The following is an 11793-nucleotide window of genomic DNA, read 5'->3' on the forward strand; positions in this document are numbered from 1 at the left end:
CGGTTATCGATTACCACGAGCTGGGGCCGCTGGAGGGTCGTCCCCCGGCGGGTTGCCCCACGGATCGTTTGCTGGTGGGTTCTGGGGTGGGAGCGGTTGTTGGGGCATCTGCTGCTGGGGCGGCTGCTGCTGCGGGACCGTCGGGGACGACCCCCACGGGTCGCTGGCGGGTGCCTTCGGCGTCGCCCACGGATCGGCCGCCGGGGCGGAGCCGCCACCGCCGCCTCCCCAGGGGTCGCTCGACGGGCCGGCCTGGTCGGGCGGCAGCCCCTCGCGGAGCTTGGCGACCGAGGTGCGGATGTTGGCGCGGACGTCCTCGAGCAGGTCCTTGAAGCCGGGCGAGCCGGGCGCGGTGAACACCGTCACCTCGACGGGGCCGCTCATCGGACGCTGCGGATCGAGCGCGACCATCCAGTTGCCCTGCACCGCGAGCGGGAGCTTCGCGTTGCCCTTCACGGACTGCAGCGAGGTGCGGCCGCCCGCGGACGGGCCGGGGGTTTCGACCTCGACGTGGCCGGGCTCGGTCAGCGCCATGCCCATCTTCGCCTTGAGCGTCTTGCCCGCGACGGTGACCTCTCGCCTGTTGTTGGTCAGGTGCGCCACCGTCAGGTTGGCGACGCCCAGCGGCACGCCGTTGTCGGTGAAGGCCCCGTGATCGTCGACGGGGCCGGAGACGCTGCCCGCGAGGACGGCGTTGCCCGGGATCTTGGAGGTGAGGAACTTCACCAGGTAGAGGATGCCGACGGGGATCGCGACGCCGAGCAGGATCACGCCGATCAGGGTGGTCCACAGCACGGGCTGCGACACGGGGCGGGTCTGGCTGAGGTCGAACGCGAGGTCGACGGCGACCGGCTCGGCGGTCGAGTCCTTCGCGGCGAGCATCACGGTGGTGGTGCCGGTGAAGGAGCCGTTGCCGAGGCCGCCGGGGTCGAGGGTTAGTTCGAGGTTGCCGGAGGCGCAGGAGTCCTTGCCCGAGGCGGGCGAGAAGAGCTTGGCCTTGTCGAGCCCCTCGGGGTATCCGGTGAACTTCGTCTCGCCCGCCAGCCAGGCGCAGCCCTCACCGTCGAGTGGGACCTGGACGGTGACGGGGTCGGGCTTCTCGGTGGACCCGAAGCTGATCCTGTCGGGGATCGACGGGAAGTTGACGGGCGGCAGGATGTTGAGCGGGATCGAGGCGTGGCGCGGCTCCAGCTTGGTGCCGGGGATCGTCTCGCCGCCCTCCTGCCACGACTCGGTGGTGACGTCGAGCGTCAGGACCAGTTCGGCGACGCCTGGCTTGAGGTCGTCCAGGTTCAGCTCCAGCGGCTTCTCGATGTCCGCCTTCTTCAGGCCGGACGCGAGCGCCGTCGTCTCGCCGCCGCTGAACAGCTTGACGTCCATGGTGGTCTCGTTTGACAGCGTGGTCGGGTCGATCCGCTCACCGTTGCGGTCGACGGTGCCGAGCTTCAGTTCGACGGGCGCCTCGCCGATGCGGGGGGCAAGGTCGGCGCGGTTCGCCAGGATCGGCGAGATGTCGCCCTTCAGGGTGATCGACGACTTGGCCAGTTCGTCGCTCTTCTGGTCTGCGACGAACACGATGCCCCACGGGCCGGCCCAGTTGTCTGGACTCTTGCGGGTCAGGTCGAAGGTGAGCACGCGCGGCGTCACCCACTCCCACGTCAACGTCGAGCCGCCGAGGTCCTTCTCGCCCTTGCCCTGCGTCAGTTCGAGGCTCTCGCCGGTGCGGGTCTTCAGGTAAATCCGGGTGCCGTCGATGGGGGCCTTCGCGGTGGCGTTGACGGCGCCGATGGAGCCGTCGAGCACGAAGGTGCGGGTGCCCTCGGGGCACTCGGAGTCGACACAGACGGGGTTCTCGCCGCCCTTGCCCTCCTCGAGCGCCGTGATGAAGGTGAAGATCAGGTCGTCGACGTCGGTGGCCATCAGGAACTCGCCGGGCGTCGGCGTCGTCTGCTCGCCGCACGCGGTGCCCTGGCCGGTGCTGATGCCCTTCATCAGGTTGAAGCTCTCCGGGGGCGCGTCGACGGCGAGGCCGAGGCCGACGGTGATGATGTCGAGCGAGCGGACCTGGTCGGCGAGGCCGCCGGGTCGGCAGAGGTCGTTCTGGCCGGAGGTGAGTGCCTCCTGCACGGCGGACTTGCTGCGCAGCCGGTTGTCGGGGGCCCACGGCTTGACGCCGCCCCAGCGCTGCACGTCGCTGTCGCTCTTGCGGACGTTGAGCGAGAACTCGCCGTCGGAGAACCACAGCAGCATGTTGCAGGAGTTCGCCTGGTCCTTGGTGCGGGCCGAGAACTCCTTGCGGACGCCGTCCATGGCGGACCAGTAGTCGGTGTCGACGCCGTTGTTCTTCGACGCGTAGGACTCGATGTCCGAGTTGATCTTGCCCGTCGACTCGGGCGTCAGGGGCGTCCAGTCGAGGGTGCGCTCGTAGCCGGTGCTGAACCCGGCGACGGCCATGTCGACCTTGATGCCCTGGGTCTCGGCGAGCGACTCGGCGAGGCGGTTGACGGTGACGCTTGCGGCCTTCACGCGGCCGGCCTGGGGGTCGGTGTCGCGCAGCGAGCCGGACATGTCCATCAGCATCAGGACGTTGCCCTGGCCGCCGCCGTTGACGCAGGCGGCGAACCGCTGCACTGGCGTCAGTTCGGGGTCCTCGGCGTGTGCGACGGGGCTGAACACGCCGCCGATGCCGACGAGGGCGCCCGCGACTGCGGCGCCGAGCGCCGCCTTCCAGCCCCTCATCGCCACATCCCACGGGCGACGTCGTTGGCGATGAACCAGGCGCAGAGCGTCACGGCGAGCAGCGCAAGCACGATCAGGATCCGGCGGCCCCAGTCGGCGAGGTCGGACGGCGCGTACCAGCCGGACTCGCGCTTCTTGGCGTCGGCGACCGCGAACATCGCGACTGCGCCGATCGCGAGCGGTCCGGCGAGCACCCAGCCGATCAGTCCGGTGGTGGCGCTCTGCCCGATCAGGGCGAGTACGACGGCGGCGACGGTCAGGATCAGGCCGATGCCGAGCCACAACATCGGGGGCTTGTTCGGCGTCACCAACTCGATCTGGGGTCCGCCCCCGAAGCCGTCGGCTGCCTGCCGGTCGTCGAAGCGGGTCGGTGGAGCCGACCAGCCGTCGGGCGATGAGCCTTGACCGGAGGCCGCTCCCTGTCCTGGCTGCGCCCAATTCATGGCCCCAAATGTAGCCCAGTAGTTGTTCACGGTCGCGAGGCGTGCGGCCATTCTCAGGGCACGCCCAGGGATGCCCCTCGCCCCGGTCCCGCACGCTGGGGCACGGTACGGCACTGAGGCGCGACGCGAGCAATCCTTCGTGGGGACCACCCGGGGCGGGTGGCGACCTCGGACCAGTTCGCGGACGATTCCTGGCTAGCCTCCCAGGCATGACGATCAGCCATCCGGACAAGGGCCACCCCACCGTCGCGGAGTCGCACCCCCAGGAGCAACCAGGCGGCCGCCTGCCTCCGGTGCAGGCGCTTCTGGGCATCGTCGTGTTCCTCGGCGCCCAGGTGCTGGCAGGCCTCGCGGCGGCGGGCGTCGGGCCGCTCATCAAGGAGCCAGGCACCACCACGCTGTTCTTTGCCGCCTATGCCGCCCTGTCGCTCCTTGGCCTCGCCGCGCTGCTGCGCGGCCTCGCCCGCGCCGACCTGCGCGTCACGTTTGCTCGGGCGGGCATCGCCCGGGAGGTGGGGCTCGGGACGCTGATCGGCGCGGGACTGATCGGCGTCGGCGGCCTCGTGATGTTCGCGGCGGGCGCCTACCGGGGCACCGATCCTTCGCTGAACGCCGGGATCCTGCTCGGGTTGATGCTCGCCGTCGGCACCGCCGTTGGCGAGGAGGTCCTCTTCCGGGGCGTCCTGCTGCGGGTGCTGAACGCCCGGTTCGGCTCGAGCGTCGCGGTCGCGGCGCTCAGCGTCCTGTTCGGCCTCGCGCATGTCGGCAACGCAGGGGCGGGGGTCCTCGGCGCGGTCGCCATCGCGATCAGCGCCGGCCTGCTGCTGAACGTCGCCTACCTGCTGACGGGTCGGCTGTGGCTGGCGATCGGGATCCACTTCGGCTGGAACGCGATGCAGTCGGCCTTCTTCGGCACAGACGTGTCTGGCACCGGCTCGGGCAGGGGTCTGTTCGCGGGCCACCTGTCGGGGCCAGGGTGGCTCTCGGGCGGCGCCATGGGGATGGAGGGGTCGTGGGTGATCATGGCGCTTGGCCTCGGCGCGGGCATCGCGCTGACGGTTCTTGCCGTCCGGCGCGGGCGGTGGCGCTCGTGGTCCACCGCCCGGGCCGAGACGGCGCAGGCCAAGGCCGGTCTCGCCTAGCGGCCGGTCGAGGGCAGCCCCGGGCGAGACGGCGGCGTCGACGGGCTGGCGCTGACCGTCGGCGACGGAGTCGGGGTCGGCGCGGGGCCGCCCTTGACGAGCGAGAGGACCCCGTCGCGGACCTCGAGCGCGTAGCCCTCGGCGCCGATCACCTCGACGGTGTCGAAGGCGCCGGTGTAGGACGCCGCCCGCAGCACGGGGATGACGTCGGGCAGGTCGGTCGCTGCCCTTGCGCGCGCCGCGGAGCCGAGGCCGGTCACGTCGACGACGATGGCGCCGTCCAGGTCGGCCACCCCCTCGACGGTGAGCGCCGGGGTGCCCGCGTTCTCGACGCCCAATTCGAGTCGGGCGTCGGAGCGCAGGTCGCCGCCGATGGCGACGGGGTCGGCGGAGTCCTCGTCGAGCACGCCGCCGAGCAGCGCGACATCGCCGGTGCCGAGCGCCGTCGCGGTCGTGATCGCCAGCGTGCCACCGGTGACGGTGGTGCCTCCCGAGTAGCTGTTGAGGCCCGCGAGCGTGAGCGCCCCGCTGCCCGCCTTGGTCAGCGCGCCCGCGCCGTCGATGTCATTGAGCCAGACGTCGGCGGCCGAGAAGCCGCCGTCAGCGGCGTCCATGGTGACGGCCACGTCGCGGTCGAAGGACCCGAATCCGTGCGAGGCGGCGAACAGGTTGAGGCGACCCCAGCCCTCCGCGTCGTCGAGGATCGGATAGCCCGACTCGAGCGCGGTGGAGTACAGCACCCAGCGCACCTGGTCGTCTTCGAGGTAGGGCAGCCGCGAGTCGAGCAGCACCTCTGCGCCCTTGGGGACGCGCGGCGCGACGGTCGCGGGGCCGACGGCGCCTGGCTCATAGTCGAAGGTGACGTTCTCGAGGAACTGCGCGAGTTGATCCTGGTAGGCGTCGCGGTCGGTCGAAGTCGGCGTCGCGGGCCCGACGAGTTCCTCGACATCTGCCTGGGCGCGCGCGAGCAGGTCGGCGTTGGCGGGGTCGGCGAGCACGGACGCCGCGATCCCGGTCGCGAGGACCCGGCCGCCCATCACGTCGATGGCGTTGTGCATGCCTGCCACGACGCGGCTCTCGCCGAGTTCGGAGGCCCGAAGCATCAGTTCTGCGTAGTGCTCGGGGTGGCGGCCGCCATCGCGTAGCCGGCGAGGAAGGCCGCGTTGGTGTGGCCGCTCGGGAAGCCGCCGTCGCCCAGGGCCTCGGAGTCGGGCTTCTGCGCGGGCCGCAGTGCGGGAAGCACGTCGACGTCGGTGCTCCACCGGAAGGGCCGCATGTACTGGTAGTACTCCTTTGCCCGGTTGCTGGTGGCGGCCGGGCCGCGGACGGTGTTGACGAGTTCGACGAAGCTGCCGAGCGTGGAGTCCGCGTCGCCCCACTCGCCGTTCGCGTTGCCGGCGTCGTCGTACTTGACGGTGGTGGCGTCGGCAGGGATCTGGTCGGCGATGGTGGTGCCCGCGTTGATCAATTCGGAGATCCGCGCCTGGTCGACGCCGAGGCCCTCGAGCATCGAGTAGTTCTGGTTGCGGCGGTCGCTGAGGTAGGCCTGAATCCCCTCCTCGGTGCTGCGGTTGCTGGTGAGCCGCTCAACGATGGCGATGTTTTGGTCAAGGACCTCCGCGTTGAGCTTGGTGCCGTCATTCCAGGACTCGCCCGGCGTCCAGAGCTTGAGCATCTGGGCGAGCACCCCGATGGCCGGATTCGACTCCGGGGTCATGTTCTGGGTGGTGTTCTGGCCATAGGTGTCCAGGTAGTAGCCGTAATCGGCTGTGTGCGGCGCGATGGCATCGACCGGGGTGAGGTCGTCGGCTGCCGCGGGCGCGAGGAGGGTCGTGGAGGCCAGGGCTGCGGCGCTCAGCCCGGCGATGGCTCTGCGGTGATATCGGTGCATGGGGTCCTCTTGGTCTGCGGTGATCATCGGGGTCAGGACTGATAGTGCACGACTTTCCGAGCGTGGGCAAGCGTTTTCCCAGATTGCGCAGGAAGTCTGAGTAAACACTTTCCGCCGATGTCACCGTGCCCACCGCGCTACGCTCGGAGTGGTACACCGAGGAGCGACGATGCCCAGGTTCATCCACGTTTCGACCCTTCAGGCGCCGCGGCGGCGGGTCTTCGACTGGCACACGCGGCCCGGTAGCTTCGTGCGCGAGACCCCGCCGGGAATGGCGACGCTGCTGAGCGGCCCGACCGACGGCATCAATCCAGGCTCCGAACTACGGCTGAGGATCTCCTCGCCGCTGATCGCGGCGCTGCTCCCCCACCTCGGCGGCGGCCCGATCGGCGTCGGCTGGCACGTCCGCCACGTCGAACTCGTGCCCGGCAGCCGCTTCGTCGACGAACAGGTCAATGGGCCGTTCTACCACTGGCGCCACGAACACGACTTCGCCGACGGAGCTGACGGCACGACGGTGCTGACCGACACCGTCACCTGGGACGCCCCTCAGGGCATCCCGGACGAGTGGGTCGAGGCGCACCTGCGTGCGCTGTTCCGCTTCCGGGAGCGCCAACTGCGCGACGACCTCGACCTGTTCGGTCGGCTCGACGCGGCCCCGACGACCGTGGTGATGTCGGGCTCGTCCGGCCTGGTCGGCACCCAACTGCGGGCGCTGCTGACGGCCGCGGGGCACCGCGTGGTGCGGCTGGTGCGACGCGACCCGACCGGCCCGGACGAGGTCCGTTGGGACCCGCGGACGCTGTGGCTGCCAAAGGGCACGCTGCGGGACGTAGGGGTCGTGATCAACCTGGCCGGCGAGACGATCGGCGGTCGCTTCACGCGCGCCAGGAAGGCGGAGATCCTCAGCTCGCGGGTCGACGCGACCACGACGCTCGCCGAGGCGATGGCCAGGGAGGCGCCGCACGCGTCGCTGATCCAGGCCTCCGCGATCGGCATCTACGGGCCCCGCCGCCCCGGTGAACTGCTCGACGAGTCGTCGCCTCGGGGTCAGGGCTTCCTCGCCGACGTCGTCGACGCCTGGGAGCGGGCGGCAGCTCCCGCGACGCGCGCGGGCGTGCGGACAGTCTTCATGAGGACGGGGATCGTACTGAGCGGCGTCGGGGGTGCCCTGCCGCCGCAGGTCCCGTTGTACCTGGTGGGCTTGGGCGGAAGGATGGCGTCGGCCGACGCGGTGCTGAGCTGGGTCGGCCTGGACGACCTTGCGCTCGCCTACGCCCACGCGGCCTTCACCCACACGCTGTCCGGGCCGGTTCCCGCGGTCGGGCCCAACCCGGTCACGCAGGCGGAGTTCGCGCGGGCGCTCGGCGGGGCGCTGCATCGTCCGGCCCTGCTGCCGACGCCGTCATTCGGGCCGAGGCTGGTGCTCGGGAGCGAGGCCTACGACCAGTTGATCGACACGGATCAGCGGGTCAGCGCCGCCAAGCTGATCGGCTCCGGCTTCCGCTTCGGGCAGGTCACCGTCGATGAGGCGCTGCGCCACGCGCTGCTCAAGCCAGCTGCAACGCCCGCGTCACGACCAGCCCGATGAACACGGCGGCCACCAGGCCGACGAGCGGCCACTGCAGGTTCCGCTTGTCCTTCGGCAGGTAGACGAGGATCGCGGCGACCAGCGCTCCGCCGAGCAGGCCGCCGAAGTGTCCCTGCCAGGAGATGCCGGGGAATGTGAACGAGATGGCCACGTTGATGCCGAGCCAGATCAGGATCTGCTGCACGTTGCCCTTGTAGCGCACCGCGAGCACCACGAGGGCGCCCATCAGGCCGTAAATCGCGCCGGAGGCGCCGAGCGTTGCGGTCTCGGGGTCGGAGAACAACATCACGGCCGCCGAGCCGCCGAGCAGGGCAACCAGGTAGACGGCCAGGTAGCGGACCCGGCCGAGATTCTGCTCCATGTTGGGGCCCAGCATCCACAGCACCAGCATGTTGAAGCCGATGTGGGTGATGCCGACGTGCGTGAAGCCCGAGGTGATGACCTGCCAGAACGCGCCGCTCGCGACGCCGTCCGACCACTCGAATCCGGGGATCGTGCAGGTCGCGGGGGTGGCTCCGGGGACGTACTGGTCGGGGCTGGCGCAGACCCCATTGGGCGTCAGGGCAAGCAGGTTCACGAGCCGACTGTTGGACCATCCGGTGAGCAGGATCGCGACCCAGACGGCCACGTTGATGCCGATCAGCGCGATCGACGTGCCGCGCGGGTTGGCGCTGCGCTTGCCGCCGTGGGGCAGTTCGTTCTGCCTGGTCTCCTTCATGCCGCGCGCCACGCACTCGGGGCACTGGAATCCGACCGAGCCGGGCACCATGCACTGGGGGCAGATCGGACGGTCGCACCGCTGGCACCTGATCCGGGTCGGCTGGTCCGGGTGGCGGTAGCAGGTTGACGCGTCGTCCATGCTGGGAGGATACCGGTGAACCTCAAGCCGGCTCGACCGGAGCGGCCCCTTCCGCGGCGTCTACGCCCTCGTCGTCGTCGCCGTGCTTCGGGCCGGTGGCCAGCACCTTGGCGGGGCCGACCGTCATGGCCGCGATGCCGGTGGTGATCGGCACGGACAGGATCAGCCCGATGGCCGAGGCGAAGGTGCGCACACCCTCCCCGGCGAACATCTCCATGGTGAACAACGCAAGGGGCTCGCGGGCGGTGAAGAACAGCATCAGAAGCACCGTCAGGGCGGCGCCCGCGTAGGCGAACACGATGGTGTAGATCGTGGAGGCGATGTGGTCGCGGCCGATCCTCATGCCCGCGGCGAAGACCTTGCTGCGGGTCCATTCGGGGGCGGCGGCGCGCAGTTCCCAGACGGCGGAGGCCTGCGTGATGGTGACGTCGTTGAGGACGCCGAGGCCGCCGATGATGATGCCGACCATCAGCAGGTCCTGGAAGTTGATGGCGGGCGCGAGTTGGGCGAGGTCGTACTCGTTCTCGTCGGCGAACCCGGACAGCCTGGCCGCGTGCACGGCCAGCGCGCCGAGCGCGGTCGTGACGGCGAGCCCGATCAGCGTGCCCGCCAGTGCAGCGGAGGTGCGCATCGAGATGCCGTGCGCCACGTAGAGGACGATGAACATGATGGCCGTCGAGCCCGCGAGGGCGACGGCCATGCCTGGTTTGCCGACGATGACGGCGGGCAGCATGAAGCCGATCAGCACCCAGGCCGCGACCCCCAGGCCGACCATCGCCATCAGGCCGCGCAACCGCGCGACGGCGAGCACCGCGACGACGAAGAGCACGGCCAGCGTGATGAGGACGGGCAACCGGTTCACGCCGCTGAACGAGTAGTGGACGCCGTCCGCGGTGTCGACTCGGGCGACCTCGATCCGGTCCCCCGCCTGGAGGCCGTTGTGCACGTTGGCGCCGGTCAACTCGACGGTGTTCTGGGTGCCGGCGTCGGGGCCGGAGGCGATGTCGATGGCAACCGTCAGGCAGGCCGCGGTGCCCGACGGTGTCTCGATGGAGGACTCGCAGCCCTCCGTCACGCTGGTGATGGTGGCGTCGGCGTAACTGACCCCCGGGGCGTCGACGACCTTGGTGAGGGCGCCATCCATCTCGGCGCCGCTCGGCCACAGCCAGATCATGCCCGCGACCGCGAACACGGCGAACACCGCGAGCAACCCGATCAGGTACGTCCGCGCGCGCTGCCCGACCTCGACGACGCCATGGCTTCCGTGCGAATGTCCGTGACCCATGCCGACAACCTACAGTCGAGCCGTGCGACTCGCCCATGCCGAGCCTCGGGTGGCGAAGACGATTGGTTACTACAGAATGTAGGGGTAAAGTCGGGGGCGCCATGACTGCCCCTCCCGCCGCCAAGAAGGCGACCAGGCGCCCGCCCGATCCGAAGTGCCCACTGCGCCCCGGAGAGCCGTGCACCCTCTGCCAGGCGAGCGTCACCGGCCCGCAGGACTGCGGGCTGGTCTACCTGATCATGGACGACCCCGAGGCACGCGAGGCGTTCAACGCGTCACGACGCCGCTGAACCCGCGTCGATGACGCCCCGCCGCGGGCTAGGCTGACGCGGTGCCCCACGCCCTTGACCCCACCTATGTCGCGACGGTGCGGCGGCGCTCCCTCCTCGTCCTGTCGCTCGGCCAGGTGCTGGGCGGCGTCGCGTTCGGGGCCACCGTCTCGCTCGGCGCGCTGCTGGCCGCGGAGGTCTCCGGCGACGAGGGCCTCTCCGGCCTCGCGACCGCCGCCGTGACGCTCGGCACCGCCGCCTTCGCCGTCCCGCTGGCCGCGCTCGCTCGACGGTCCGGGCGTCGCCCGGCGCTCGCCACCGGAATGCTGATCGCGCTTGTCGGGGTCGCGCTCGTCGTGCTTGCGCGCGCCGTCGACCAGTTCCCGCTGCTGTTGGCCGCGTTCGCGCTGATCGGGGCGGGGCAGGCCGCGAACCTGCAGTCGCGCTTCGCAGCGAGCGACCTCGCTACCGACGCGACCCGCAGCCGCGACCTGTCGCTGGTCGTCTGGGCCACCACGATCGGCGCGGTGCTCGGCCCCAACCTCGTCGGCCCCGGCGAGGCCCTCGGCAGGCTCGTCGGGATGCCGAGCCTGACCGGCCCGTACCTCTTCACCGTCGCGGCCCAACTACTCGGCGTCGCCATGTACCTGATCTTCCTGCGCCCCGACCCGCTTGTCCTTGCGCAGCGGGTGGCCCGCGACGGCGGCACGAGCGTGAGCACCGTCAGGGACCATCCGGCGATGGCCAGGTTCGCGATCCTCGCCGTCGCGGGGTCGCACGCGGTGATGGTGTCGGTGATGGCGATGACGCCGATCCACTTGATGCACCACGGTGCCGAGATCACCGTCGTCGGGCTGACCATCAGCCTGCACATCGCGGGCATGTACGCGCTGTCGCCGGTGTTCGGGGTGCTGTCGGACCGGATGGGGCGCATCCCGACGATCCTGCTCGGCCAGGCGATCCTGGTCGCGTCGCTGCTGCTCGCCTTCGCGGGGCAGGCCTCGGTGCTCGCGGTCGGCATCGCGCTGGTGCTGCTCGGCCTCGGCTGGAGCGCCTCGACGGTTGCGGGGGCCGCGCTCCTGACGGAGTCGTCCTCGCCGGAGATGCGCGTCGCCCGGCAGGGTCGCAGCGACCTGACGATGAGCCTGGTGGGCGCGGCTGGCGCGATCGGCGCGGGCGTGCTGCTCGGCTGGATCGGCTACGGCGGGCTGGCCCTGGTGTCGCTGATCGTGGTCGCCGCGGTGGTCGCGGCCGCGTTGGTCGCCCGGCAACTCGACCGCTGAAGCGCGGCGCGAGGTCAGCCGCCCAGCACTCCGAGCACGAGGGTCGCGACGGCCCCGGCGGCGAGCCCGCCGAGCAGCAGCGGGACGGCGTGCTTCAGGAACCGCACGACAAGGGCCGACCCGCCCACGATCAGGACGACGGCGACCGCCAGTTTGAGCCACCACGCCGAGGTGACGGCGTCGGGCGACACGGAGACGAGCCGCACCAGAATCCCGGGGAACGCGCCGAGCGCCGCCCCGACGAGCGCGAGGATCCAGCGACCCCAGGTCGGCACTTCGGAGAACACGCAG

11 protein-coding genes are annotated in these 11793 nt (G+C 70.9%); 4 read left to right on the top strand and 7 right to left on the bottom strand.

Translation table 11 applies throughout. From position 1 onward, the window contains the following. Positions 1-3: 3 nt before the first annotated feature. Positions 4-2739: a vWA domain-containing protein gene (locus tag BW730_RS13745; protein WP_158522669.1), complete on the bottom strand. Its 2736-nt coding sequence runs from the start codon at positions 2737-2739 to the stop codon at positions 4-6. Then, complete coding sequence (locus BW730_RS18640; RefSeq protein WP_158522670.1) at positions 2736-3182, bottom strand: hypothetical protein; 447 nt, start codon at positions 3180-3182, stop codon at positions 2736-2738. Before BW730_RS18640 ends, BW730_RS13745 begins: the two co-directional genes overlap by 4 nt. Before the next feature lie 209 nt (positions 3183-3391). On the opposite strand from BW730_RS18640, the gene BW730_RS13750 reads away from it, so the two are divergent. Further along, the gene (locus BW730_RS13750) at positions 3392-4324 is read left to right on the top strand and encodes a CPBP family intramembrane glutamic endopeptidase (protein ID WP_077687667.1); all 933 of its coding nucleotides are present in this window, start codon (positions 3392-3394) and stop codon (positions 4322-4324) included. On the opposite strand, the gene BW730_RS13755 is transcribed toward BW730_RS13750, so the two are convergent. Both BW730_RS13755 and BW730_RS13760 read right to left on the bottom strand, forming a co-directional pair. After that, the gene (locus BW730_RS13755) at positions 4321-5427 is read right to left on the bottom strand and encodes an autotransporter-associated beta strand repeat-containing protein (RefSeq protein ID WP_077686756.1); all 1107 of its coding nucleotides are present in this window, start codon (positions 5425-5427) and stop codon (positions 4321-4323) included. The two genes, BW730_RS13750 and BW730_RS13755, sit on opposite strands and share 4 nt — an antisense overlap. Continuing rightward, complete coding sequence (locus BW730_RS13760) at positions 5427-6215, bottom strand: phosphatase PAP2 family protein (RefSeq protein WP_145952879.1); 789 nt, start codon at positions 6213-6215, stop codon at positions 5427-5429. The genes BW730_RS13755 and BW730_RS13760 overlap by 1 nt, the downstream gene beginning before the upstream one ends. A 169-nt stretch (positions 6216-6384) precedes the next feature. Here BW730_RS13760 and BW730_RS13765 point away from each other — a divergent pair, with 169 nt between their 5' ends. After that, positions 6385-7806: a TIGR01777 family oxidoreductase gene (locus BW730_RS13765; protein WP_077686758.1), complete on the top strand. Its 1422-nt coding sequence runs from the start codon at positions 6385-6387 to the stop codon at positions 7804-7806. Here the strand turns inward: BW730_RS13765 and BW730_RS13770 are convergent. Then, positions 7766-8665, bottom strand: coding sequence for a rhomboid family intramembrane serine protease (locus tag BW730_RS13770; RefSeq protein WP_145952880.1), 900 nt, complete (start codon positions 8663-8665; stop codon positions 7766-7768). The genes BW730_RS13765 and BW730_RS13770 overlap by 41 nt on opposite strands. A 22-nt stretch (positions 8666-8687) precedes the next feature. Continuing rightward, entirely contained in the window at positions 8688-9950 is a 1263-nt protein-coding gene (locus BW730_RS13775; protein WP_077686759.1) for a YibE/F family protein, read from the bottom strand. A gap of 101 nt (positions 9951-10051) precedes the next feature. Here BW730_RS13775 and BW730_RS13780 point away from each other — a divergent pair, with 101 nt between their 5' ends. Next, positions 10052-10240, top strand: a complete 189-nt coding sequence (locus BW730_RS13780; RefSeq protein ID WP_077686760.1) for a DUF6767 domain-containing protein — start codon at positions 10052-10054, stop codon at positions 10238-10240. Between the two features lie 41 nt (positions 10241-10281). Next, entirely contained in the window at positions 10282-11502 is a 1221-nt protein-coding gene (locus BW730_RS13785) for an MFS transporter (protein ID WP_077686761.1), read from the top strand. 14 nt (positions 11503-11516) lie between these two features. On the opposite strand, the gene BW730_RS13790 is transcribed toward BW730_RS13785, so the two are convergent. Then, the gene (locus BW730_RS13790; RefSeq protein WP_077686762.1) at positions 11517-11789 is read right to left on the bottom strand and encodes a hypothetical protein; all 273 of its coding nucleotides are present in this window, start codon (positions 11787-11789) and stop codon (positions 11517-11519) included. Positions 11790-11793: the final 4 nt, after the last annotated feature.

It is taken from the genome of Tessaracoccus aquimaris (genome assembly GCF_001997345.1).
GTDB lineage: Bacteria > Actinomycetota > Actinomycetes > Propionibacteriales > Propionibacteriaceae > Arachnia > Arachnia aquimaris.

Bases quoted from the DNA above. Each gene is read 5' to 3' on its own strand.
- BW730_RS13760 (WP_145952879.1), bottom strand. From the start codon at position 6,215: ATGCACCGATATCACCGCAGAGCCATCGCCGGGCTGAGCGCCGCAGCC.
- BW730_RS18640 (WP_158522670.1), bottom strand. From the start codon at position 3,182: ATGAATTGGGCGCAGCCAGGACAGGGAGCGGCCTCCGGTCAAGGCTCA.
- BW730_RS13780 (WP_077686760.1), top strand. From the start codon at position 10,052: ATGACTGCCCCTCCCGCCGCCAAGAAGGCGACCAGGCGCCCGCCCGAT.
- BW730_RS13765 (WP_077686758.1), top strand. From the start codon at position 6,385: ATGCCCAGGTTCATCCACGTTTCGACCCTTCAGGCGCCGCGGCGGCGG.
- BW730_RS13755 (WP_077686756.1), bottom strand. From the start codon at position 5,427: ATGCTTCGGGCCTCCGAACTCGGCGAGAGCCGCGTCGTGGCAGGCATG.
- BW730_RS13745 (WP_158522669.1), bottom strand. From the start codon at position 2,739: ATGAGGGGCTGGAAGGCGGCGCTCGGCGCCGCAGTCGCGGGCGCCCTC.
- BW730_RS13775 (WP_077686759.1), bottom strand. From the start codon at position 9,950: ATGGGTCACGGACATTCGCACGGAAGCCATGGCGTCGTCGAGGTCGGG.
- BW730_RS13750 (WP_077687667.1), top strand. From the start codon at position 3,392: ATGACGATCAGCCATCCGGACAAGGGCCACCCCACCGTCGCGGAGTCG.
- BW730_RS13770 (WP_145952880.1), bottom strand. From the start codon at position 8,665: ATGGACGACGCGTCAACCTGCTACCGCCACCCGGACCAGCCGACCCGG.